The 23,858-nt window shown below is 62.9% G+C and carries 24 protein-coding genes and 1 tRNA gene; 14 read left to right on the top strand and 11 right to left on the bottom strand.

Annotated elements, in window-relative coordinates:
* Positions 1 to 73 precede the first annotated feature (73 nt).
* From FJ426_RS10835 to FJ426_RS10820, 4 genes are read right to left on the bottom strand one after another with little or no spacing between them, the layout of a single operon-like run.
* Positions 74 to 1,051, bottom strand: coding sequence for a quinone oxidoreductase (locus FJ426_RS10835; RefSeq protein ID WP_140498604.1), 978 nt, complete (start codon positions 1,049 to 1,051; stop codon positions 74 to 76).
* 27 nt (positions 1,052 to 1,078) lie between these two features.
* On the bottom strand, positions 1,079 to 1,897 hold the full coding sequence (gene pcsA / locus FJ426_RS10830) for a phosphatidylcholine synthase (RefSeq protein WP_140498605.1): 819 nt from the start codon (positions 1,895 to 1,897) through the stop codon (positions 1,079 to 1,081).
* Entirely contained in the window at positions 1,894 to 2,508 is a 615-nt protein-coding gene (locus FJ426_RS10825) for a DUF1326 domain-containing protein (RefSeq protein ID WP_140498606.1), read from the bottom strand. Before FJ426_RS10825 ends, pcsA begins: the two co-directional genes overlap by 4 nt.
* 14 nt (positions 2,509 to 2,522) lie before the next feature.
* Positions 2,523 to 3,419, bottom strand: a complete 897-nt coding sequence (locus FJ426_RS10820; protein ID WP_181172789.1) for a DUF2182 domain-containing protein — start codon at positions 3,417 to 3,419, stop codon at positions 2,523 to 2,525.
* A gap of 112 nt (positions 3,420 to 3,531) precedes the next feature.
* Between FJ426_RS10820 and FJ426_RS10815 the strand changes: the two genes are divergently transcribed.
* Positions 3,532 to 4,746 carry a UbiH/UbiF family hydroxylase gene (locus FJ426_RS10815; RefSeq protein WP_140561205.1) on the top strand — a complete coding sequence of 405 codons (1,215 nt, stop codon included), beginning with the start codon at positions 3,532 to 3,534 and terminating at the stop codon, positions 4,744 to 4,746.
* A gap of 159 nt (positions 4,747 to 4,905) precedes the next feature.
* The gene (gene hspQ, locus FJ426_RS10810) at positions 4,906 to 5,229 is read left to right on the top strand and encodes a heat shock protein HspQ (protein WP_181165343.1); all 324 of its coding nucleotides are present in this window, start codon (positions 4,906 to 4,908) and stop codon (positions 5,227 to 5,229) included.
* A 91-nt stretch (positions 5,230 to 5,320) separates the two neighbouring features.
* Here hspQ and FJ426_RS10805 read toward each other — a convergent pair whose 3' ends face one another.
* Positions 5,321 to 5,950, bottom strand: a complete 630-nt coding sequence (locus FJ426_RS10805; protein ID WP_140498608.1) for an invasion associated locus B family protein — start codon at positions 5,948 to 5,950, stop codon at positions 5,321 to 5,323.
* Between the two features lie 225 nt (positions 5,951 to 6,175).
* On the opposite strand from FJ426_RS10805, the gene FJ426_RS10800 reads away from it, so the two are divergent.
* The 5 genes from FJ426_RS10800 (at position 6,176) to mgtE (ending at position 12,914) form a co-directional block, all read left to right on the top strand.
* Positions 6,176 to 7,996, top strand: a complete 1,821-nt coding sequence (locus FJ426_RS10800; protein WP_140515397.1) for an extracellular solute-binding protein — start codon at positions 6,176 to 6,178, stop codon at positions 7,994 to 7,996.
* A 61-nt stretch (positions 7,997 to 8,057) separates the two neighbouring features.
* Positions 8,058 to 8,738: a DsbA family protein gene (locus FJ426_RS10795; protein WP_140561206.1), complete on the top strand. Its 681-nt coding sequence runs from the start codon at positions 8,058 to 8,060 to the stop codon at positions 8,736 to 8,738.
* Positions 8,713 to 8,982, top strand: coding sequence for a hypothetical protein (locus FJ426_RS10790; protein ID WP_140632767.1), 270 nt, complete (start codon positions 8,713 to 8,715; stop codon positions 8,980 to 8,982). Before FJ426_RS10795 ends, FJ426_RS10790 begins: the two co-directional genes overlap by 26 nt.
* Before the next feature lie 372 nt (positions 8,983 to 9,354).
* Entirely contained in the window at positions 9,355 to 11,259 is a 1,905-nt protein-coding gene (locus FJ426_RS10785) for an ABC transporter ATP-binding protein/permease (protein ID WP_181165342.1), read from the top strand.
* 290 nt (positions 11,260 to 11,549) lie between these two features.
* On the top strand, positions 11,550 to 12,914 hold the full coding sequence (gene mgtE, locus FJ426_RS10780; RefSeq protein WP_140825206.1) for a magnesium transporter: 1,365 nt from the start codon (positions 11,550 to 11,552) through the stop codon (positions 12,912 to 12,914).
* A 52-nt stretch (positions 12,915 to 12,966) separates the two neighbouring features.
* On the opposite strand, the gene gor is transcribed toward mgtE, so the two are convergent.
* The 3 genes from gor to rpiA form a co-directional block, all read right to left on the bottom strand.
* A complete protein-coding gene (gor, locus tag FJ426_RS10775; RefSeq protein WP_140825205.1) occupies positions 12,967 to 14,358 on the bottom strand; it encodes a glutathione-disulfide reductase in 1,392 nt (463 codons plus the stop codon).
* Positions 14,359 to 14,476: 118 nt separating this feature from the next.
* Positions 14,477 to 15,073 (bottom strand): DUF2059 domain-containing protein, encoded by a 597-nt coding sequence (locus FJ426_RS10770; protein WP_140515392.1) that lies wholly within the window; start codon positions 15,071 to 15,073, stop codon positions 14,477 to 14,479.
* Positions 15,074 to 15,095: 22 nt separating this feature from the next.
* Positions 15,096 to 15,791, bottom strand: coding sequence for a ribose-5-phosphate isomerase RpiA (rpiA, locus tag FJ426_RS10765; protein WP_140515391.1), 696 nt, complete (start codon positions 15,789 to 15,791; stop codon positions 15,096 to 15,098).
* Between the two features lie 387 nt (positions 15,792 to 16,178).
* Between rpiA and FJ426_RS10760 the strand changes: the two genes are divergently transcribed.
* The 5 genes from FJ426_RS10760 (at position 16,179) to FJ426_RS10740 (ending at position 18,886) form a co-directional block, all read left to right on the top strand.
* A complete protein-coding gene (locus FJ426_RS10760) occupies positions 16,179 to 16,862 on the top strand; it encodes a phosphoglycolate phosphatase (protein ID WP_140498617.1) in 684 nt (227 codons plus the stop codon).
* Between the two features lie 374 nt (positions 16,863 to 17,236).
* A tRNA-Val gene (locus FJ426_RS10755) sits at positions 17,237 to 17,311 on the top strand.
* A 196-nt stretch (positions 17,312 to 17,507) separates the two neighbouring features.
* Positions 17,508 to 17,681, top strand: a complete 174-nt coding sequence (locus FJ426_RS31320; protein ID WP_181165341.1) for a hypothetical protein — start codon at positions 17,508 to 17,510, stop codon at positions 17,679 to 17,681.
* Between the two features lie 304 nt (positions 17,682 to 17,985).
* A complete protein-coding gene (locus tag FJ426_RS10745) occupies positions 17,986 to 18,243 on the top strand; it encodes a PepSY domain-containing protein (protein ID WP_140525200.1) in 258 nt (85 codons plus the stop codon).
* 166 nt (positions 18,244 to 18,409) lie between these two features.
* Positions 18,410 to 18,886, top strand: a complete 477-nt coding sequence (locus FJ426_RS10740; RefSeq protein WP_140674673.1) for a hypothetical protein — start codon at positions 18,410 to 18,412, stop codon at positions 18,884 to 18,886.
* Positions 18,887 to 18,890: 4 nt separating this feature from the next.
* On the opposite strand, the gene FJ426_RS10735 is transcribed toward FJ426_RS10740, so the two are convergent.
* Positions 18,891 to 20,783 (bottom strand): murein L,D-transpeptidase, encoded by a 1,893-nt coding sequence (locus tag FJ426_RS10735; RefSeq protein WP_140825204.1) that lies wholly within the window; start codon positions 20,781 to 20,783, stop codon positions 18,891 to 18,893.
* A gap of 210 nt (positions 20,784 to 20,993) precedes the next feature.
* Complete coding sequence (locus FJ426_RS10730) at positions 20,994 to 21,740, bottom strand: SDR family oxidoreductase (RefSeq protein WP_140825203.1); 747 nt, start codon at positions 21,738 to 21,740, stop codon at positions 20,994 to 20,996.
* A 98-nt stretch (positions 21,741 to 21,838) separates the two neighbouring features.
* On the opposite strand from FJ426_RS10730, the gene FJ426_RS10725 reads away from it, so the two are divergent.
* On the top strand, positions 21,839 to 22,453 hold the full coding sequence (locus tag FJ426_RS10725; RefSeq protein WP_140825208.1) for a TetR/AcrR family transcriptional regulator: 615 nt from the start codon (positions 21,839 to 21,841) through the stop codon (positions 22,451 to 22,453).
* 72 nt (positions 22,454 to 22,525) lie between these two features.
* The gene (locus FJ426_RS10720) at positions 22,526 to 22,927 is read left to right on the top strand and encodes a rhodanese-like domain-containing protein (protein ID WP_140548470.1); all 402 of its coding nucleotides are present in this window, start codon (positions 22,526 to 22,528) and stop codon (positions 22,925 to 22,927) included.
* 7 nt (positions 22,928 to 22,934) lie between these two features.
* Here FJ426_RS10720 and FJ426_RS10715 read toward each other — a convergent pair whose 3' ends face one another.
* Complete coding sequence (locus FJ426_RS10715) at positions 22,935 to 23,846, bottom strand: alpha/beta fold hydrolase (RefSeq protein WP_140825202.1); 912 nt, start codon at positions 23,844 to 23,846, stop codon at positions 22,935 to 22,937.
* Between the last annotated feature and the right edge of the window lie 12 nt (positions 23,847 to 23,858).

The raw sequence follows: 23,858 nt of genomic DNA, 5'->3' as shown, positions 1-23,858 counted from the left end.
CGCGGCGGGCCGGCTTTTCGTGCAAACCTTGCCCAGACCTGCGGCAGAGAGCTGAAAACCAGGGCAGTTCCCGTCAGGGAACCAGTATGGTCGTGCCCGTGGTGCGGCGGCCTTCGAGATCCGCGTGCGCCTTGCCCGCGTCCTTCAACGCATAACGCTGGTTGATCTTGATCTCGACGGCGCCGCTGAGCACGACCTCGAACAAAGCCGCCGCCGAGGCGTCCAGATCCTCACGTTTTGCATTGTAGACGAACAACGTCGGTCTTGTGGCGAACAAGGAGCCTTTCTGCGCCAGCAGCGACATCGAGAATGGCGGGATCGGTCCCGACGATTGGCCGAAGCTGACGAACATGCCGAGCGGCTTCAGGCAGTCGAGCGAGGCCGGGAATGTGTCGTTGCCGACGGAGTCGTAGACGACGTCGCATTTTTTGCCGCCGGTTATGGCCGCGACGCCGGCGACGAAATCCTGCTCCTTGTAGTTGATGACATGGTCGAAGCCGTGTGCCTTGGCGAGTTCGATCTTGTCGTTCGAACTTGCCGTGCCGATAACGGTCGCGCCCAGATGCTTCGCCCATTGGCCGAGAATGAGCCCCACGCCGCCGGCTGCCGCATGGAACAGGATGGTGTCGCCTGCCTTGACCTTGAAGGTCCGGCGCAAGAGATATTCGGCGGTCATGCCTTTCAGCATCATTGCTGCCGCCTGCTCGTCGCTGATGCCGTCCGGCACCTTGACGACCTTGCTGGCATCGATGACGCGCTCCTGCGCATAGGCGCCTGTGGTGACGGCATAGGCGATCCGGTCGCCGGGCTTCAGCCAGTCAACGCCCTCGCCCACAGTCAGGACCAAACCGGCGGCCTCGCTGCCGGGAATAAGCGGAAACCCGCCGGGCGGCGGATAGAGACCGGAGCGATGATAGACGTCGATGAAATTGAGGCCGATTGCCGTGTGCCTGACCAGGATCTGCCCTGATCCCGGTTGGCCGGGATCGGTGTCCTCATAGGTCAGGACTTCCGGACCGCCATGGGCGTGGATGCGGACTGCTTTGGGCATGGTGGGCTTCCTTGAGAAATTTGCCGATCAGGCTTTTTTGGCACCGAGATTTGGAAAGAACTGCATGATGCCGCCGATACAGGCGAGATAGAGCCCGGTAACGGTAATGCCAATCTTTATGAAGGTGCTGACCTGCGCGCCCAGCACGCCGATCTGGTCATAGAAGGCGGCGAGTGCCGCTTGCGCAAGCGCAAGCGCGCCGAAAGCGCACCACAAAAGAGTCATTGCGAGATTGATGCGCCGCAGCCGCACCACCCTAACCGGATGGATGAAGTTGATCGGAACGAATGTCAGGATGCCCGCCACCACGACCACCGCGAACGAGACCCATTGTCCCGGCTCGATGACGAAGAGCGTGAACACCACCATGTTCCAGACAACGGGGAATCCCTTGAAGAAATTCTCCTTCGTCTTCATGCCGGTGTCTGCATAGTAGATCGCGCTGGACACCACGATGATGGCCGCCGACAGGAACGACAGGCCCTCGCCCATGAAGCCGCGCTGATAGAGCGCGAAGGCCGGGATCAGCACATAGGTGACATAGTCGATGATGTTGTCGAGGAGCTCTCCCGACCATGTTGGCAGGATCTCCTTGACCTCGAGCTTGCGCGCGATCGGCCCGTCTATGCCGTCGACGAACAGCGCCAGCCCCAGCCACCAGAACATGGCCGTCCAGCGCTCCTCGCTCGCCGCCACCAGCGACAGGAAGGCCAGGAACGAACCGGAGGCGGTCAGGAGATGCACCGAAAAGGCGCGCGCCTGCGGCCAGGTGACTTTCTTCTTCGGCCGCGGAATCCGGTCGGCGATTTTCTTGGCGGCTTTCCTGGCCGTTGTGTTCTTGCTCACGGGCCCTGCCAGTCCAGCTTGCAGATTTCGGCTGAACGGCCGCCGAAATTCCAGTTGCGACCAAAGGCTCGCATCTTGCTCTTGTCGGACTTGGCCACGATGATCTCCGGCGCGATCCAATATTCCGAATTGCTGATCACCGTGTCCTTGTCGCGGTCCTTGCCGACAATTGGCGTGACCGCCCCATCAATGATCTTCGGTATCTGGAAGATACGCGTCTTGTCGCGTGTCTCATAGGTAATCGGCACTTGTTCGACACCGAGGAATTTGCCGACGAGGATCGAAAGCAGCGACGTCGTCCCGCCCGCCTTGCCGGTGAAGATCTTCGTCAACGCCTTGACCGCATAGATCGAGGCTCTGACGTCGATGAACAGGCCGGCGGTCCAGTTGCCGCGGCTCATATAGCCGGGAATTTCCATGATCAGCCCGAGATTAAGGCCTGACAGGTCGACCTCTCCGAAATGACCGGCATCGATACGGAAACCCGCCCAGGTCTGGCAATAGCCTTCGGTCGGAGGATGGCTGCCCAGCGACAGCACGCAAGGGCAAAAAACCGTGCAATTGCAGGAGAGTACGAGCTCCCCCTTCATTGCCCAGCTCGGATCCGTCATCGAGTTTCCCCCACTCATAGCGAGACTACTAGCAGCGCGGCTGCCCAGACAAGCAGTATCGCACCGGCCAGCCGGGTTGGAAGCCTGCTCGCGGCTTGTTTTTCGATCAGGGTGAACAGGCCGATCAGCGCCATCCAGAAGACGTTCATCACGCCCACGGCGAACATCACCAGCATCAGTGCCCAGCAACAGCCAAGGCACCAGATGCCTTGCGCGACGCCGAGCCGGAAAATGGCTGCAGGCCGCGCGCTCCAGTTGGCAAACAGGATCGCGAACGGGTTCCTGCATTTCTTCAGGCAGGCCTCCTTCAGGCCGCTGAACTGGTAGAGGCCGGCGACCAGCAAGGCGACGGTACCGGCAATGCCCAGAACCGGATCGAACATCTGCCCTGACGAGGCGAACGCATCGATGGCGAGCGTCAGCGCCGCAAACCCAGCCGACGCGGCCAGCCATGTCGAGAGATAGCCGGCGACCAGCACCAGCGGATGGACGACCGGCTCATGCCTGATCCTGGCCGTATCGGCGATCTCGCAATAGGTTCGGATCATCGGTGCCGCCGAGGGCAGCATCGTCGCGGTCGCCATCAGGAACCACATTGCCGTCAGCGCACCGACGCGCGGGCCGATATCTCCGTCCAGGGGCGCGGCCGAGAGGCAGAGGGCGAAGAACCGGGCCAGCGAATCGGGCAACGGCAGCTGCGGCAGGGTTTTCAACAAGGCGTCGCCGGGCGCGCCGATACCCGCGGCGCGTCCCTCCGCGGCGCGGACCGCCATTGCGGCCAGGGACAGCCAGGCAAGCAGGATGCCGGCGCCGACAACGAGGTTCACCGTCAAACGCGGGTTGCGCGCGATATCGGCCGTCGCACGGCCTGCGCTGTCGAGATGGCTGAAGTCGTCCTGGCGGCCGGTCATGACCTTCGAATGGGCCGAATCGCCCCGTTGATCAAGCCGTATGACCTGACCTATATGCTCATCGAGTGGCGGGGCGCGTGCGCTGCCCCGCATCGCAAGCCGGAAGCCGATCTTGGAGCATCAGAAAACAGCACGGATACTCATCGCCGGCACGGGGCCGGCAGGGCTGATCGCCGCGCTCGGTTTCGCCAATGCCGGCTTTCCGGTGACGCTCGTCGGGCCGGAGGCATCCGCTCCCGATGGCCGCACGACGGCACTGATGAACCCTGCCTTGAAGGTGCTTGAGCGGCTGGGCGTCCTCGCCGACATCAAGCCGCAGGCCGCGCCCCTCAAGGTGATGCGCATCGTCGACGCGACCAACCGATTGATCCGCAGTCCGGTCGTCACCTTCCGCGCCAGCGAGATCGACGAGGATCAGTTCGGGCTCAACCTGCCCAATAGCGTCCTCATTCCCGCGCTCGCCGGCAGGGTTGCCGCGCATTCCGGGATCGCGTGGCTGACATCCATGGTCGATGCCTGGCATCTCGGCGCCGATAAGGCTCGCGCGGCCCTTGCCGACGGCAGCGTGATCGAAGCATCCCTGGCGGTTGCCGCCGACGGACGCCTGTCGCCGGCGCGCCAGGCGGCGGGCATCTCGACCGCCGCCCGGACTTATCCCCAGGCAGCGCTGGTGCTCAACTTCTCCCACGGCCGCGATCATGCCTTCACCTCGACCGAACTCCATACCGAAACGGGTCCGTTCACGCAGGTTCCGCTGCCCGGCAACCGCTCGAGCCTGGTCTGGGTGGTCAAGCCGGAAACCGCCACGGAACTTGCCGCGCTGGACGATGCGACGTTGTCGCTGCGGGTCGAACAGCGGATGCAGTCCATGCTGGGCCGGGTGACGGTCGAGCCAGGCCGGCAGGTCTATCCGCTTGCAACGGCGACGCCGCTGCGTTTTGCGCGCGACCGGGTGGCGCTTGTCGGCGAAGCCGCCCACGTATTTCCGCCGATCGGCGCGCAAGGGCTCAATCTTGGCATCAGGGATATCGACGATCTTATTGGAATCGCGAATGAAAATTATGAAGACCCAGGGGCCGCGAAAGCCCTCGCCATCTATGACTTCAAGCGCCGGCCCGATATTCTGGCGCGCAGCAGCGCGGTCAATCTACTGAACATGTCGCTGCTTTCCGACCTGCTGCCGGCGCAGATGGCGCGCGGTGCCGGGCTCGGCGTGCTTGGTGGTTTTTCACCGCTTCGCGCTTTCTTCATGCGCGAAGGGCTCCGTCCCGGCAGCGGGTTTGCGGCGCTTGGCGGTGGCTTGGGAAAGCAAGCGCGCCAGCAGTGAGCTTGCGAACACATTTGCTGCCGGCAGGCATCGATGGCCGGCAACTCGCCCACAATCTTTGCTCCGTATCACACGCAGCTTGAGGACGCTCAAAGCTTCGGGATTGAATTGATTCGGAGTCTGCGCCAAATAAAGCTAAGGAATTCAGTGGTGAGTACGATGAGAACAGCCAAATTCGCGATCGGACAGGTGGTTCGCCATCGGCTGTTTCCGTTCCGGGGCATCATTTTCGATGTCGATCCGCAATTCGCCAATACGGAGGAATGGTACGAGGCGATCCCCGTCGACGTGCGCCCGCGCAAGGACCAGCCGTTCTACCATCTGCTCGCCGAGAATTCGGAAACCGAGTACATCGCCTATGTGTCCGAGCAGAATCTGCTCGAGGACCAATCGGGAGAACCGGTCCGCCACCCGCAGATCAAGGAAATGTTCGACAAAAAGCCGGACGGACGCTACGAACCGAAACGGCAGTCCAGGCATTGATCACCTCAGGCACTGATCAGTGAGTCAGGTGCAGAAGCAAAAAGCGGGGCATGACCCCGCTTTTTTGTGGCTTTGAGAATGCCCGAACCGATCAGTTCGCGGTCTTCGCCTTGTCCTGCTCTTCCTTGAGCTTCTTGGCGAAGTCCTGGTTGTTCTTGGCGACGAAATCCTGGAGCTTCTTCTGCCGGTCCTCGATGTCCGACTGCTGCAGCGGCGGGCCGTCATAGGCGCCGCTGAAGCCCTGCAGCGCGACCTTGATCGGATTGGGCTGGTTCTGGAAATTGATCGAGGTCAAGGTGAGCGCCTGGCCCTTCTTGAAGGAGGCGACGAGCTGGTCGGTCAGCGGCACTTCCGCCACGCAGCGGTCGGGGAAGCAGACCACATATTCAAGCTTCTGCGTTTTGCCGGTATCGATCTGGAGGCCAATGCCGGCACCAACCAGACGACCGGTCGGAACCGTCACCTGGAAGACCTTGCGGTTCACCTTGCCTTTCAGCTCGATCAGGCTCACGCCGGTGACCAACTGGCCGTTGCCGGCGGTGGTGATGTTCTGCACGTTGCAGATGTCGACGTCTTCCTGCTTTGTGCAAGCCTTGAACCAGCCCTGCGGGATCTGTTGTTGCTGCTGTGCGGAAGCAACGGGAATTGCCGCGCCCAGAAAGCCGATCACGCCAGCGGCCATGACCGACAGGCGGTACGCATTGCTGTTCAGGCTCGTCATGTCGTGCACTTCCTCTCAAATGATCCCGGGGACCCGCTTCTTCGCGCCGTGTGGTCCAGCTACCTGTTGCCGAAATGAGGCAACAGAATGACTTCGGACGGCGTGTTACACTGCAAGCGGTGCCGAATCCAGCCCGCAATCTGCGATTCTTGGCAACGAACATTGGCGGTGCCCCATGCTAGTGTGCGCACCGAATCATCAAGCCGACCCGGTAAGGAGACGGTCATGGGCCGCGTTCTCGTTTGGCTGATCACCGCGACATCATTTTTCGCCCTTTCGCCCCTGCCGGCGGCGTCGGAACCCAGATATGCAATTGCCATGCAGGGTGAGCCGGCCCTGCCGCCCGACTATGCGCATTTCGACTACGTCAATCCCGACGCGCCGAAGGGCGGCAGCATTACCTATTGCGTCGTCGGCAGTTTCGACAATCTCAACCCCTTCATCCTGAAGAGCCTGCGCACCACGGCGCGCGGCATGATGGACACGATCTTCGGCAATCTGGTCTTCGAGCCGCTGATGCAGCGCAATGCCGACGAGGCCTTCACGCTCTATGGCTTGCTTGCCGAGTCGGCCGACATGGATTCCGAGCGCAAGAGCATCGAATTCCATCTCAACCCGAATGCCAAATGGTCGGACGGCCAGCCGGTGACGCCGGAGGACGTGCTGTTCACCTACGATGCCTATACGCAGAAAGGCCGTCCGCCCTACAGCGACCGCATGGCCAGGATTGCCAAGCTTGAGAAGACCGGCGACCACAGCGTGCGGTTCACCTTCAACGACAAGGCCGATCGCGAATTTCCGCTGATCATCGCGCTGACGCCGATCATCCCCAAGCACGCCTTCGACATCGAGACTTTCGACAGGACGACGCTGAAGCCGTTGATCGGCAGCGGCCCCTACAGGATCGCACAGGTGACGCCCGGCCAGCGCATCGTTTTCAAGCGCAACCCGGACTATTGGGGCAAGGATATTCCGGCCAAGCGCGGCTTCGACAATTACGACCAGATCACCATCGAATATTTCCTCAACGCCAATGCCAAGCTCGAGGCGTTCAAGAAAGGCCTTTGCGCCATCGACGACGACAGCGATCCGGTGAAGCGCGAACGCGATCTGGATTTTCCCGCTTTCCATAGGGGAGAGGTGGTTGCCGAAACTTTCGACACCGGTATTCCACCCGTCGTGACCGGTTTCCTGTTCAACACGAGGCTGCCGAAATTCTCGAACCCCGTGGTGCGTCAGGCGCTCGGCATGCTCTACGACTTCGAATGGGCCAACAAGAACCTGTTTGGCGGCAAATACGCGCGAACGATGAGCTACTGGCAGAATTCCGAGCTTTCGGCGCTCGGCCATCCGGCCGACGACAGGGAAAAAGCGTTGCTGGCGCCCTACCCCGGCCGCGTGCCGGCCGACGTCATGGACGGAACCTGGCGGCCGCCGGTGACCGATGGCTCGGGCCAGGACCGAAAGGTGCTGAAAGCGGCTTTCGATCTCCTGAAAAGCATCGGCTACCACCTGCAGGGCGGCACGATGCTCGACCCCGAGGGCAAGCCCTTCGGCTTCGAGATCCTGACCGCCTCGCAGGACGAGGAGCGTCTCGCCGGCATCTACCAGCGCACGCTGGAAAAGATCGGCATCGATGTCTCCATCCGCAGCCTCGACGGCGACCAGATACAGTCGCGCAAGCAGCGTTTCGATTTCGAGGTGCTGATCGGCTCGAGCGGCTTCAACAATTCGCTCTCGCCCGGCATCGAGCAGATCGGGCGTTGGTCATCCTCCGCCGCCAAGGCTGAAGGTTCGTTCAACCTCGCCGGCGTCGCCGATCCCGCGGTGGACGCTGCGATCGAGGCCATGTTGCGCGCCCGCACCAAGGAGGATTACGTCGCCGCCGTGCGCGTTCTCGACCGGTTGCTGATCTCCGGCAACTACATGGTGCCGATGCAGCACAACACGCAGCAATGGATTGCTTACTGGAATTATCTGGACCATCCGCAAAAGACGCCCATATTCGGTTACCAGTTGCCGACCTGGTGGCGAAAGCCGAACTGAGCATAGGCCCAGGAGTGGAAGCCCGGTAAGTGCACGGCGCCCGAACGTTCAGGAGATCGAGATGAGCCAAGCGAATACGATCACCATAGACGTGGTGTCCGACGTCGTGTGCCCATGGTGCTTCATCGGCCAGAAGCGGCTGGATAAGGCGGTCGCCGCCGCCGGCGAGGTGGATGTGCATATACGCTGGCGGCCGTTCCAGCTCGATCCGACCATTCCGCCGGAAGGCAAGGATCGCCGCGAGTATATGCTGGCCAAGTTCGGCAGCGACGAACACATTCGCCAGATCCACGCCCGTATCGAGCCGCTCGGTGAAGCCGAAGGCATTTCCTTCGCTTTCGGCGCCATCAAGGTCGCGCCCAACACGCTTGACGCCCATCGCGTCATTCGCTGGGCCGGTGCGGCTGGCGAAGACGTGCAGAACCGGCTGGTGCGCCGCCTGTTCCAGCTGAACTTCGAAGAAGGCGCCAACATCGGCGATCACGCCGTGCTGGTCGAGGCGGCGCGCGAGACCGGAATGGACGCATCCGTTGTCGAGACGCTCTTGCCGACCGATGCCGATGTCGAGGCGGTTCGCACCGAGATCGCCACCGCGTCGCGCATGGGCATATCAGGCGTGCCATGCTTCCTGGTGGAGGGCAAATATGCGGTGATGGGCGCGCAGGACGTCGACACGCTCGCCGACGCCATCCGCCAGGTAGCCGCCGCCAAGGCGCGTGGCGAACTGGAAAAAGTCGACTGAACCCGATCTTAAACGCAGGATTTTCAAGCAGCCCTCCCCGGGCGTGAGGCAACGCCTGGCCCCCGTGGGTTCCGCGATCATTGGCTTTGCCGACGTCGCGGCCTGCCTTGATGCCGCCGGTCCGGTCGATCGCTGGCTTGCACAGCGTCTCAGGTCATTTCCGGACTTCCGGCGGGGACATGCCGGCGAGGAATCAGGCGTCCAGGGCGACGTGTTTTCCGGAATTTTGATTAGCCTGCAATGAAAAGCCGGCTTGCCGGGCAGCCCAAGCGGGTCACAAATTCGTGCGAACGCCTTCCCTAGGGGAAGGTAGAAACGTCGCGCTCTGATGCCGCGTAATTACCTGACATCACTAGCTTAAACCGGCTTTTCGTCGGCTTTGGCGCGACGCTCGGGAAGCCGAACCTGTTGCCCTGCAGCCACGGCATCCACCTCAATCCCGCTGCCCCCCTATAAAAAATAATGGAAAATGATCAATTGGTGTTACCATCCGTAACAATACAAAAAAGGTTTGGGCGGGATTGTGATTCGGGTCGACAGACCACCGCAACTGTCAGGAACAGATGGACTACACAGCGATGCCGCAAGGCGGTCGCTTCTGACCCCGGTTTCCTCGATGCGCAGCTTCTGGGGCCTGATGCGCGCCTACTGGGTCTCGGACCGGTGGAAGGAGGCCTGGACGCTGACGCTGGTGATCGCGCTGCTCACCGCTCTGTCCAGCAAGGCCGGCGTCTGGTTCGCAGAAGCGTCCGGAGAACTGGTCAACTCGATCGCCTTCTTCCACGACGCCGCCAACACCACCCCTCTCCAGACGCTTTTGGCCAATGCCGGTATTTTGGTGCTGCTGGTCGTGCTCAAGGACGCCGGCTTCACGGGCATCCGCAATCTTGTCTCGGCAACCTTGCACCGCAAATGGCGCGGTTGGCTCGACAGCCGTTTCAACGAGGCGCTGCTGGACGGCAACCACACCCATTTCCACGCCCAGCATGCCTCGACCGGCAATGGCGCGCCGGCCCCCGACAACATCGATCAGCGCGTCCAGGAATCGATCAAGGACATGACCGGTGGCGCCATCGGCCTAGCCATGGGCGTGCTGGGTGTCGCCACCTCGCTTTATTTCGTCGGCCAGAAGCTGCTCGAGACCTCCGTCGAGGTAAAGGGGCTCGAATTCCTCGGCAGCTATGGCAGCGCCATCCTCGCCCTCCTTGCCGTCGCCATCTATGTGCCGCTCAACACTTGGATCGCGGTAAAGCTCGGTGGCATGCTCGAGCGTCTCAATGTCAGGATGCAGCAGGCCGAAGGCAGTTACCGTGGCGAGCTGACGACATTCCTGCGCCGCAGCTTCCATGTCGCGGCCTCGCGGGGCGAAAGCGTTCAGAGGACCATGCATGGCCGCCTCTATGGCGATATTGACGGCACATGGACGCGGCTCAACATCGTCAACACCGTCTACATGTCGTTCGAGCTGATCTACAATTTCATCGGCGCCCGCATTGTCGCCTATGGACCGGGCCTTGTGCCGTTCATCCACAACGGCTTCGACCTGAAGGGCTACATAACCGGCTCCGAACTGGTCAATTCGCTGATCGGCCAATGTTCGTGGTTCATCCATGTCATGCCCGCCATCGCCACCCTGCGCGCCAACAGCCAGCGTGTCACCGAGTTGGCCAATGCGATCGAGAACGTTCAGCACCCCCAGGAATTCTACAGCCAGAGCGGCCGTTCCGACTTCCGCTACGCCAGCCAGAACCCGGTTTTTGGCTTGACCATCCAGAAGCTCGAACTGGCGCATCAGGGTGAGGACGCAACGCCTTTCCTCGTAGCGGCGAACCTGCGCTTCCGGCGCGGCGAATGGACCTTCCTGAAAGGCGAATCCGGCTGCGGCAAGACCTCGCTGATCAAGGCCATCAACGGCCTGTGGCCCTACGGCCGCGGCACCATCGTCTTCCCCGAAGGGGTGAAGAGTTTCTATGCAGCCCAGGAGGTCAAGCTGCAGCAGGTGACCCTGAAGCAGCTGGTCTGCCTGCCGGGCTCCGAGCACGACCATGGCGACGCGCAGGTCGCGTCCGCGCTGCACAAGGCGGGTCTGGGCGACTTCATCGAGAATATGGGCGACGAAAGCCGCGAAGGCAAAAGCTGGGATCAGGTCCTGTCCGGCGGTCAGAAACAGAAGCTGGTGGTGGCCCGCATCGTGCTCCATCAACCCGGGCTGCTATTCCTGGACGAGGCGACCGGCGCACTCGATCCGGAGGGCAAGGTTGCCTTCCACCAGGCGATCAAGGACAACTGCCCGGATGTAACGGTGATCAGCGTCATGCATGAAGCGGTGGCGCCGCGATCGGTCACCGGCGCCGAGTTCTACCACTCGATCGTCGCGATCGCGGACGGCGTCGCCACCAAGAAGCCGCTGGTGCCGAGCCTGCCTCCCGAGCTCACCACCATTCTCGCACAGCCAGGGCCGGTGCCAAGGCCGGTCGACGACAAATGGCTGCGTTTTCCGCGCCGGCTGAAGCAGAAGTAGCCGGACTCGCCGCGGCATAGGCCGTCCAGCCATTTTACCGTTTCGGCGCGATACGCTTCAGCGATCACAGTCTCGCGACTGGGGCATGTTGCCCGCATTTTCCTCGATCACTTCGATTGACAGGGCAAGGCGAGCTCCTATGTTGCGCCCGCTCGCAGACATCAAACTCGAACCCGCGAGCGGAAAGGTCACCGCGCCATGCCTGGCGACAGTCACAGTCGAACGCAACCGCCGTCCGCCCTGACGTGACCTCGACGGTTCACGTCTTGCCGGACGGCAAGGAGTGAACCATGAACGATTTTTCCCCCGTAGCGGACGACGAGGCCGTCGCCATCGCCCGCATCCTTGCAAACGACCATGTCGCAGACGTGGTCGAAGCGCTCAACCGCGAGTCGCGCGAAACGGCGACCGAGCTGCTTTGCGAAGTGCCGTTCGAACGGCTGGTCGATATCTTCGACCAGCCGGAGCTCGAGGGCGCGCCAGAGCTGGCGGAGGCCTTGCCTCGCGCCAAGGCGGGCAAGCTGCTTACCGCCATGTCGGTCGATCGCGCTGCCGACATCCTGCGCGATCTTGACGAACCCGCCCGTTCCGAGCTGCTCGGCGTGCTGGCGCCCCCGCTGCGCGCAACCCTGCTCTCGATTCTCGGTTACCCCGAAGGCAGTGCCGCTTCGATCATGACGACGGAGTTCGTCAGCGTGCCCTCGGACTGGACCGTCGGCCGCACGCTCGACTACATCCGAAAGGTCGAGCGGACGCGCGAAACCGTCTACGCCATCTACATCGTCGATCCCGAGACGCATCTGCTCATGCGCTCGACCGGTCTGCGCCGGCTCATCACCGGCGAGCCTGACGATTCGATCCTGTCGGTGGCGCCGGACCGCGTGCCGGTGACCGTCACGCCTTTGACCGATCGCGAAACCCTGGCGCAGACGATCTCCAAATACGATTTGCTCGCCGTTCCCGTCGTCGATCACGGCAAGATCCTCGGCATCGTCACCATCGACGACATCATCGACACGATGATCGAGGAGACGACGGAGGACGTGCATCGCTTCGGCGGCATGGAGGCTCTGGACGAGCCCTACATGAAGATGAGCTTCCTCGCCATGATCCAGAAGCGTGCCGGCTGGCTGTGCGCGCTGTTCATCAGCGAGATGCTGACGGCCAACGCGATGCAAAGCTACGAGAGCGAGCTGGAAAAAGCGATCGTGCTGACGCTCTTCATTCCGCTGATCATGAGTTCCGGCGGCAATTCCGGCTCGCAGGCGACCTCGCTGGTCATACGCGCGCTGGCATTGCGCGAGATCGGCCTGCGCGACTGGTGGCGGGTGGCGTTGCGCGAATTGCCCACCGGCCTCCTGCTCGGGGCGATACTCGGCGTCGTCGGCATCTGCCGCATCGCGCTCTGGCAGTATTTCGACTTCTACGACTACGGCCCGCACTGGCCGTTGATCGCCGCGACGGTCGGAGCGGCATTGGTCGGCATCGTCACCTTCGGCTCGCTGTCGGGTTCGATGTTGCCGTTCGCCTTGAAACGCGTCGGCTTCGACCCGGCCAGCGCGTCGGCGCCGTTTGTCGCCACGCTGGTCGATGTCACCGGGCTTGTCATCTATTTCTCGGTGGCGCAGGTGATCCTGCGCGGCACGTTGCTGTAGCAGCTCTCCTAGCTGCGTCGCGGCAAGTACCTTGCCGCGGCGCGTTTGTCCGTCAGTCTACGCGCTCGCCATCCTTCACTCGGTAAGTCGGCTTGTACATGGTCACAAGCTCTTCCGCGGCCGTCGGATGCACGGCCATGGTGCGGTCGAAATCATCCTTGACCAGCCCGGCCTTCAGCGGAATGGCGAGAAGCTGCGCCATCTCGCCGGCATCCGGCCCCAATATGTGCGCGCCGAGTACCTTCTTAGACGCGCCATCGACCACCAGCTTCATCAGCATCTTTTCGTCGCGGCCGGACAAGGTGTGCCGCATCGGACGGAATGCCGCGCGATAGATCTCGATGTCGGGGAAGCGCTTGACCGCCTCGTCTTCCGACAGGCCGACCGTGCCGATCTCCGGCTGCGAGAACACGGCGGTGGCGATCGTGTCGTGGTCGGGCGCGGTCGGGTTGCCCTTGAAGGCGGTCTCGACGAAGCACATCGCCTCGTGGATCGCCACCGGCGTCAGTTGCACGCGATTGGTGACGTCGCCGATCGCCCAGATGTTTTCGACGTTGGTGCGGGAGTACGCGTCGACCTGGATCGCGCCGGTCGCGGTCATCTCGATGCCGATGCCTTCCAGTCCCATATTCTCGGTGTTGGGGATGCGGCCGATGGCGAGCATCACCTGGTCGACCGTCAGCGTCTGGCCGCCGGTGAGCAACGCGTCGAGCCGGCCGTCCGGCCGTTTGCGGATCCATTCCGAGACGGCATGGCAAAGGATCTTGATCCCCTTCTTCTCCATCGTTTCGTGCAGCATGCGCCGCAGGTCCATATCGAAGCGGCTGAGGATCTCCTTGCCGCGATAGACCAGCGTGGTGTCGACGCCCAGGCCATGGAAGATGTTGGCGAATTCGACCGCGATATAGCCGCCGCCTTCGATCATGATCGACTTGGGCAACTGCTTGAGGTCGAAGGCCTCGTTGGAGAAGATGCAGTGTTCGTGGCCGGGCAATGCCGGGTGCGGCGCCGGACGGCCGCCGGTGGCGATCAGGATCTGGTCGGCGGTGACGGTACGGTCCTGGTCCAGAAGATGCACCACATGCGGGTCGACGATCATGGCGCGCGTGTGAAAGGCCTCGCCGCCGGCGCCCTCGACGTTCCTCTTGTAGATCGCCTCCAGACGGCTGATCTCGCGGTCCTTGTTGGCGACCAGCGTGGGCCAGTCGAAACTGGCTTCCGGCACCGTCCAGCCATAGCCGGCGGCATCGGCGAAATGCTCGGGAAATTGCGAAGCATAGACATAGAGCTTCTTCGGTACGCAGCCTCTGATGACGCAGGTGCCGCCGAAGCGATATTCCTCGGCGATGCCGACGCGCTTGCCGAGCGCTGCGGCGACGCGCGCCGCCCTCACCCCGCCCGAACCGCCGCCGATAACGAAAAGATCGTAGTCGTAACCGGCCATTGCGCGGCTCCTTGAGCTTCGGAAAATGTGAGTGACAGGTAGGCCGCAAACCATCAAAAGAAAAGCCCGGACGAGCCGGGCTTCACAGATGGCCGCAGGGCCGTTTGGAATGGCAGGATCAGTTCTGCGTGTCGTCGGCAGGGGCCGATCCATCGGCAGGCGCGGCGCCATCGGCGGGCGCGGCCGCATTAGCAGGCGCTGCCGGCGCTTTCGCCTTGGCCGCCGCGGCCAGCGTTTCACCGACCTGCTGGGCGAGGTCACGAGCAAGCCCGTTCTGCCAGATATCGGCGGCCTTCACCAGGTCGCGCGTCACGGCCGGGCCGCTCTCGAGGAGCTTCTTGCCGGAGTCCGAATTGTAGAAGGTCGCGATGTCGTTGAGTTCCTGTTCGGAAAACACCTTCGCATAGGCAAGGGCCGCTTCCTTCTCCAGGTCGGCCCGGCGCGAGGCAAGCGCCAGCGCCTTCTCGCTGATCGTCTTGGCGATCAGCTCCTGCATGTCGGGGTTCTTTTGGATGAGCTGCGATTCGAGGGCGGCGGCGGCCTGCGGCAGGATGTTGTCGAACGGGTCGGTCGCATGGATCGCGGTGACCGCGGCGCGCGCCGCCTTCAGGTGTGCTTCCGTGACGTCCTGCGAGAACGCCGGCGAAGAGAAGGCGAAGACGGCCGATGCCGCCAGAAGGACGGACAAGCGGCGAACCCGGTTATGCAACATCATGGTCGATAGAACTCCCTGTTTTTCAGGCGGCATGGACGGTTTGGATGCCATCGCCCCCGGCGATGATGGCCGCTGACGCCAGCCCGATGAAAAGACCGTGCTCGACCACGCCGGGAATGGCGTGGAGAGCATTCGATAGCGCTCTTGTATCCGGAATGCGGCCAAAAGATGCATCGAGGATAAAGTGGCCGCCGTCTGTAACAAAAGCCTGGCCGCCCGTCATCCTCAATGTAACCGGACCGGAAAGGCCGAGCCTTGCAGCCGCCTTCCCGATCGCGATTTCGGTTGCGCGCAGGCCGAACGGGTTGACCTCGATGGGCAATGGAAAACGGCCGAGCGTCTCGACCATCTTGGAGCGATCGGCGATGACGATCATGCGAGCGGAAGCCGCCGCGACGATCTTCTCGCGCAGCAATGCGCCGCCGCCGCCCTTGATCAGCGTTAGTGCGGGGTCGACTTCGTCGGCGCCGTCCACGGTGAGATCGAGTTCCGGCGTGTCCTCCAGTGTCGACAGCGGCACCCCAAGCTCGCGGCACAGCGAGGCGGTGCGCTCGGACGTCGGCACGCCGATGATGGTCAGGCCGGTGGCCACCTTGTCGGCAAGCAGCCGCACGAACTCGTCGGCGGTGGTGCCGGTGCCGATGCCGAGCCGCATGCCGTCGGTGACATGGGCAAGGGCCGCCCGCGCGGCTTCGACCTTCAACTGTCTTGCATCCATGCCGCTTTTACCGCCCCGGAACCTGGTGTTTGCGGCTCCTACCATTTTTGCCGGTCCGGTCAAAGCCCTTGCAGCGGCGTAGGTTGATGACGGTCGGCCTCCCGTCAATGGTGTGCCCGCGCGGTCAGCGAGCGATGCGCGGGCAACGTTAATAGGAATTTTTTCTTATATGCCATTGACTGGGTGAAGGCAGTTATGCTACATATTTGCCTATGGTGCAGATTTGCGCCGGGACCCGCCGCACTGGCGGGTTTTTTCATGGCTGGCGGTTCGTCGCGAATGCCCGGTCCGGGGAGCTTGCTTGCCTGAACGAGCCTGCCCGGCGCTTGCCTTGACGCGCCGCAGCCTTTATCGCCTGCCCATTGCATAAACTACCCAGGATGGATCATGACCCGCCCGATCATCGTGTTTGACCTCGACGGTACGCTGATCGACACAGCGCCGGACCTGCTCGACAGCCTTAACCACAGCCTTGCCGCCAGCGCGCTCGCGGCCGTCGACGAAGCCGGCTTCAGGCGCTTCGTCGGCCATGGCGGCCGCGTCATGATCGAGCGGGCGCACGCCGCGCAGCAGCGGTCGCTCGATGTCGCCGAACACGACCGGCTGCTGAAACTGTTCCTCGACCACTACACCCTCAACATTCCCGGCAAGTCCCGCCCCTACCCCGGCGTCCTCGAGGCGATCGCCCGCTTCGAGAAGGCAGGCTATCTCCTGGCCGTCTGCACCAACAAATACGAGGCCAACTCGCTGGCGCTGATCGAGGCGCTCGGCCTGACCAAACACTTCGCGGCGATTGCCGGACAGGATACCTTCGCCTTCCGCAAACCCGACCCGCGTCACCTCACCGAAACCATCAAGCGCGCCGGCGGCGACCCGCACCGAGCTTTGATGGTCGGCGATTCGCAGACCGACATCGACACCGCGAAAGCCGCCGGCATCCCAGTGGTGGCCGTCGACTTCGGCTACACCGACCGCCACGTGCGCGAATTCGAGCCCTCGGCGGTAATCTCGCATTTCGACGCGCTGACGCTGGACCTGGCTGAGCGGCTGATCGCCGCGGCGCAACATTGAACGGATAGCGGGCGGCCGGGACAGGTTCAATGACAGTTTCCTGTTTGCGGCGGATGCCTCTAATGATCGAAGTCGGCGCCGCCCCTCATCGCCCTGCCGGGCATTTCTCCCCGCACAGAGACGGGGAGAAGGGTCTGGCCGGAACGCTGGCGCCTCCATTGCAACGTTAAAAATTGGCGAAAACGGCGACACAGCCCCCTCTCCCCGTCTATACGGGGAGAGGATGCCGGCAGGCAGGTGAGGGGCGGCGCCGGCGCTTGAAAGAGTATGACGAAACCTGAAGCGATTGCCCCTGTGAGAACGCCGGACACCGCCTTGACTTCCCGCACCGCCCTCCCTTATATCGCGGCTCGCTTGGCCTTCGGGCAACGAGCGGGCGATTAGCTCAGCGGGAGAGCACACCCTTCACACGGGTGGGGTCGCAGGTTCAATCCCTGCATCGCCCACCATCCAACTAAACTGATTTGTTGGATGACTAGGCCCCTCCACTTTGTCCAAAAAAGCTACTGGCGCGTAGGCCAAACAGCTTGGCGCCTCGCCCTTATTGATTTTGGGTTTCCGTCACCATCTGTCGGTTTGTTTGTATGCAAATCAGTTGGGCGACGCTATGGTAGCTTCCTCAACGTCAGATTCTCGGGGGAGAACATGGCAGAACACGCCGTTGAAATCGTCAGGGAAAAGTCGTGGTCGGTTCGCGTGACCGTCAATGGCGTCACCACCACCGTCCCATTCTCAGCCGAAAGTTATGCGCGCTCATACGCCGACGGTCAGGCGTTCCGGCTGGGTGTGCAGGTGGCAGAGCTTAAGCGGTCAGCCTGACGCGTGGGGGTTGAGAAGCCCTCCGAAAGATTGCAGGTAGGCGACGAAAGCCGGATCATGTGGGGCGACGGCGAGCGGGCTCGGCCCGTGCGGGCGAGCAGGTATTCGAGAATCGCGATCGATTCGACCATGATCATTCGCCGTCTTGTAGCGCCGGGACAAAGCCGGCGGGGTTGATTGCAAGAAAATCGGGAATTGCTCGAGGGCAGTCACAAAGCCGATGCATAGCCTGGCCATCCATCCCGCCTGGGGAACAAACCTCCCCATCACTGAGTTTCCCCCTGTCGAAACTTGAGGGAAAACCATGACCAGATTTCTCGTGGCGACAAGCGTCGCCGTTCTTCTCGGCTCCGGCCCGGTTCTGGCGGCCGACGAAAAACCGCTGCCGCCGCCCAATGCCAAGAAATTGTCGGACATCATCGCCAAGGTCGAGCAGCGCGATGGCTTCCGCTATGTCAAGGAGGTCGACTGGGATGATGGCGCCTATACCGTCACCTACTACACCGCCGACAAGGCGAAGGTCGAAATCACCTATGATCCGGTGACAGCCGAACCCAGATAGCTTCGTCAGGGGAAACCTGCGGGACGGGCAACCCGTTCTACGATCCCTCCCGGCAATGATCACCGGTCCCATCTGAAAATGCCGAGCCTGCGGCGTGAGATGTGCCCGCCCTTGCGCCAATGCACCTTTGATGGCTGATTACAGCGGAGCTTCACGGGGGGTATGCATGGCGACGGCCAGGCATGTGTTGAAACGTATCTTGATGGTGCTTGCCGGCTATCTCGTCGCCGTGCTGGTCGGACTGATTGCCATCGTCGCGATTTACGCTGCGCTGAGCTCCCTGCCCAATGCGCCCCGGTATTTCGACCTCATGGGCGTCTCGCCGATCGCGGCGCTGGTGGTGCCGCCGCTCGGCATGTTCATCTATTTCCTGACGATCGTGCTGACCGGGGCGCAGACCCTGATCTTCGCATTGATCGCCGAATTCTTCTCGTTGCGCGGCTTGCGGCTCCACATGCTCTTCGGCGGTGCGGCGGCGGTCGGCGGCTTTGCCCTGATCTGGCCGAGCGCGCTCGAGGACATGGCCTCGGAGCGCTGGGCCGACATCGGCATCATCGCCGCTGCAGGCCTGGTCGCCGGGCTTGTCTACTGGCTGATCGCAGGGCGCGACGCCGGTTTCCGGCGACCGCTCTCGGCCCGCTGAATTCTCAGCTCGACGGGGAGCGTGCCGCTTCGGTGGCGTCCAGGGCCTGCTTCAACCGCGTGTCCCGGTCGTAGACGTCGTTGAAGTATTCGACCTTGCCGGACATGTCTGGCCATGCGGTGAAATAGGCCACATAGACCGGGATTGTGCGCGTCACATTCTCGGTCGCGTGCCCGTGCTTCAGCTTCTCGGCGATGTAGTCGACCGACGTGCCCAGCACCGCAGCCGCCATGCCGCGCGGGTCCTGCAACCGCACGCAGCCGTGGCTGAGCGCACGCATATCGCGCTGGAAGAACGACTTCTGCGGCGTGTCGTGCATGTAGATGGCGTGCTTGTTGGGGAACAGGATCTTCAATTCGCCCAGCGCATTGGCCTCGCTCGGGAGTTGGCGCACGCTGTAGGGGATGTTCGCGCCATAGCCGCCCCAGTTGACCGCCGAGGACGGAATGCGCTTGCCGCGCGAATCGGTCACCTCATAGCCGGCGCGGTCGAGATAACCCGGATCGCCGCGCAATCTCGGCAGCATTTCGTTGACGATGATCGACTGCGGCACCCCCCAATAGGGATGGAAGTCGACCTGCTTGATCTGGTCGTAGAAGAAGGCGGTCTGGTTGGTGGTCCTGCCGATGACCGCACGGGTTTTCAGCTTTTCCTCGCCATTGTCGATGTAGCTCGCCGTGAAGGCTGGCTGGTTGATGAACACACGCGGGCTGCCGAGGTCGGATGGCAGCCAGCGCAGTTCTTCCAGCGCCACCTGTACCTTGAGCAACCGGTCGGCCTTGGACGTTCCGGCCAGCGACGCGACGGTGCGCGGTCCGATGACGCCGTCGCCCTTCATGCCTGCTTTTTGCTGCACCGCCTTGATGACCGGGACCAGCTCAGGGAGGTAGACGTCGCTGGTGGCGAGCCGCGACAGCACTTCGCCGTAGGCGCCGCCCATCTCGTCGTCGAGATCGCGCGCGATCAGGCTCAGCAGCTTGGGAAGCTCGGGACTGGTTTCGCCCGGCTTCAGCAACAGGTTGGGATCGACGACGATCTCGTTTTCGGCGCTCGCTTGCAGCGACTCCAGCTCGACGCGCAGCGCCTGGTACTCCGGGTTCTGCGGATGCCGCGATTCGAGATAGGTGCGCACTTCCTGGGTGTGCGCCAGCGTCTTCAAAACGCCTTCCATGTCGAGCGGCTTGGCGGGGAAATCATAGTAGCCGGTCATGCGGTTGGGTTCGACGCGGCCGCTTTGGGCATCATGGACATAGCGAAGCACGCGAGCCGACAGCGCCATTTCGAAGCGCACGAACTCCTTCAAACGTGCAGCGGCGTCACCAGTCGACGCAGCGGCGGTCGGCACGTCGACCGTGTAGTCGGACGGTGCCAGGCCGTAGCTCGCCGCCTCGCCAAGCACCCGCACCGCGTCCTGTGCGCGGCTGTTGGCGTTGGCTCCGGTCACCCAGATGAAATCCGGATTGGCCGAATAATAGGCGATCAGCGCCTTGGCGATATCCGGCTCCGCATAGAGCTCGTAGTCGCTCAGTCCGGCGATTGCCTCGCGAAAGGCGTTGCCGGTGGCTGAGGGCACGAAGGCGGCGTCCTGCGGCGTCGCCGGCTGCGGCGCTGCCGTAAGCGCCGAGAAGTCGACGCGCACGAGCTTGTCGGCTTTGTAGGTGTAGTAGGAAGGGCTGCTGATCTTCACGCTGCCGCCACCACCGCCGGCGGATACGTTGGGGTTCGGCTTGCGCCTTGGTGGCGGAGGAGGAAACTCACCTCGCGGCTCGTGCCTTACGCCGCCGCCGAAAAGCATGTCGAAAAGCCCCTGCGCGCCTGCTTGCGGCGTTCCCAGGGCCAGCGTCGCCACGAGCGCTGCAAGCGGCAACGCGGTAGCTTTGTTTCCCGGCAATTTCATGGTCACCCGCTCCAGCCGCAACCGGCTCCGTTCCGCACGCTCGTGCGTCTTGCCCACCGCATGGCGGATGTAAGACGCGACTATACCGATTCATACCGATTTCGTTAAGCTTTCATAAATTTTGGGGCGGCTGTGGCAGAACGGTTTCACAACATCGTGACGGCCGGAGCGGACACAATCCGCTCCGGCCGTCGAAGCAGGCGGGCGACGTCAGGCGTTGGCGCCGCCATCGATGGTCAGCGCGGCGCCGGTCACGAAGCGCCCCTCGGGACCGGCGAGCCAGGCGACCATGCCGGCGACCTCATCGGCGTCGCCGAAACGCGGTGTGGCCATTTTTTCCCGCTGATGCTCGGCATGCGGACCGCTTGCCGGATTCATGTCGGTGTCCGTCGAGCCCGGATGGACGATATTGGCGGTAATGCCGCGCGCACCGAGGTCGCGTGCCAGGGCTTTGGTTAGTCCGACCAGCGCCGCCTTGCTCGCGGAATAGGCACTGAGGCTTGTGTCGGTCACACGCTCCGCCAGATTGCTGCCGATGGAGATGATCCTGCCGCCCTCGCCCATATGTGCCACCGCGGCCTTGGAGGCGACGAACGGCGCTCTCAGGTTGACCTCCATGGTTTCATCGAAGTCGGCGAGCGACAGGGTGTCGATGGGCGCGGCGCGCCAGATGCCCGCGCTGTTGACCAATATGTCGAGCCGTCCGAAGGCAGAAGCAACATCGTCGACCGCCCTCGCGACCGCCGCGGCGTCGCGGTTGTCGGCCTTGATGGCGATGGCGCGTCCGCCATTGGCCTCGATCTCGCCGACCACCGCACGGGCCTGCTCCTCGCCATTGACATAGGTCAGTGCCACGCTGGCGCCGTCTGCCGCCAGCTTGCGAGCGATCGCTGCGCCGATGCCGCGGCTGCCGCCGGTGACGAGCGCGGCCTTGCCGCTCAGACGGTTCGATGACATTGCATTCTCCTTTTTGTAACGATCGATACATAAATAGATGTCAGGCTTGTCCGGCCCCGTCAACTGAATTATGTATCGATCAGCACAGAAAGAGCATGATGCCGGAACGAGGCCGCCCCCGCACCTTCGACAGAACCGCCGCCCTGCGGCGCGCGATGGAGGTGTTCTGGGTCAAGGGCTATGAAGGCACGTCGATAAGCGACCTGACCGGGGCGATGGGCATCAATTCGCCAAGTCTCTACGCCGCCTTCGGCAGCAAGGAAGCGCTCTTCCTCGAGGCGACCGAGTTTTACACGCAGGCCGAAGGCACGGACATCTGGACCGCGCTGGACGAGGCGCCAACGGCACGTGAGGCGATCGAGGCTTTCCTGCGTCAGACCGCCAAGGCCTATTCGCAGACCGACCGCCCGCAAGGATGCCTGGTCACGCTCGGCGCGTTGCATCAGGACAGCTCGCGCGGCGCCATCTGCAACGACCTGCGCCGTCGGCGCGCCGAAAACCACGCAGCCTTGCAGAGGCGGTTGGAGCGTGGCGTGGCCGAGGGCGAATTGCCGAGGAGTTTCGACTGCGAAGCCGCCGCGACCTTTTTCGCGACGGTTCAACACGGCATGTCGATCCAGGCGCGCGACGGTGCTTCGCATGCGGCCCTGCTGGCAACCGTGGAGGGGGCAATGGCCGCCTGGAAGATGATAGCCGGTACCGACGCGGGATGACAAACGCCGGGCGTTGTGCTCGAAATCCGAACGGACGGAGCGCCAGTCTAAACGGGCCGGGAGGATCGGACGGTGAAAAAGGGTTATCGCGAACTGCTGGATGAGGCGAATGCCGAGATCGAAGTGCTTTCGCCCGAGGAAGCGGCAGCCCTGATCGAGGACGAAGGCACCATCTTTGTCGACCTGCGAGATCCTCGCGAGATTGAACGCGACGGCAGGATTCCCGGCGCCAAACATGTCACCCGTGGCATGCTGGAATTCTGGATCGATCCCGAGAGCCCTTACCACAAGCCGTTCTTCGCTTCGGGAAAGAGCTTCGTCTTCTTCTGCGCCGGCGGCTGGCGTTCGGCGCTCGCCACCAAGACCGCGCAGGACATGGGGCTGTCGCCGGTCAAGCATATCCTTGGCGGCTACACCGCCTGGAAGGCGGCCGGACTGCCGGTGGAACCCGGCGAGAAGAAGAAACAGCCCTGATTGCGGTTCAATGGAGCAGCGACGGCTCCCGGTGCGCGGCCACGAAGCTGACGGCGCGTTCCACCACGCCCTTGTCCGCCAGGATGCGGCGATGGCCGAGCCCTTCGGCCCAGTGGAGCAACACATGGTCACCGGCGCCGGCATAACGCCAGGCATGATCGGCCGAGACTTCGCGATCGTCGGGTGCGTGGATGACCAACGTCGGCACCGGCGCCTGGGCAAGCTGCCGATCGCCGGTGAATTCGTGCAGCGGCCGGCCGGAAAGATATTCGACACGGTCCGCCATGGCGGCCTGCGAGCGCGGACCGACATTGAGCATGCGGCTGAAGTCGGCGAAGATGGCCGGCAATGAACTGGGCGCGGCGATCAGCACCAGGCGCCCGGCCGCCAGCGGCGCAATGTTCCTGATCGATCCGGCGATTGCATTGGCGGCGACGGCGCCGCCGAAGGAATGACCGACCACCGCCGCGAACGGGCCGAACCATTCGCCCGCGATTCGCACCGCATCCACGGCATTGACCATGTTCAACCGCCGGCCATGCGATTGACCGTGGCCGGGAAGGTCGAGCGAGACGACCCTGTAGCCGGCGGCGCGGTAGCCCTCGATCAGCATGCGCATATATTCGGTGCGCGAGCGCCACCCATGAACGACGAGAACCGTTCCGGCGGACGCCCTGCCCGGCTCCGGACGGAATTCATGCACCATGACGCAGCCGGATCCGGCTTTCAGCCGGTGATGCCGCGCTTCAGCCATGAAATCTGCCGCGCGGTCGACGGCACGGCGTTCGCCCTCGCTCAGCACCCTGGCGTTCGGCGTACGGCAGAACAGCTCGAATGCGGCGCGCCCAGTGAGGCGGGGGGCGACATGTTCGGCGACCCCGAATACACCCCGGATGACCTTCAGTCCGAATGATGCCATAGTGGGAATCCA

The organism is Mesorhizobium sp. B2-6-4 (genome assembly GCF_006441495.1).
Taxonomy (GTDB): Bacteria; Pseudomonadota; Alphaproteobacteria; order Rhizobiales; family Rhizobiaceae; genus Mesorhizobium.
The sequence above is the reverse complement of the archived record's forward strand: the minus strand, read 5'-3'. Positions and strand labels throughout refer to the sequence as shown.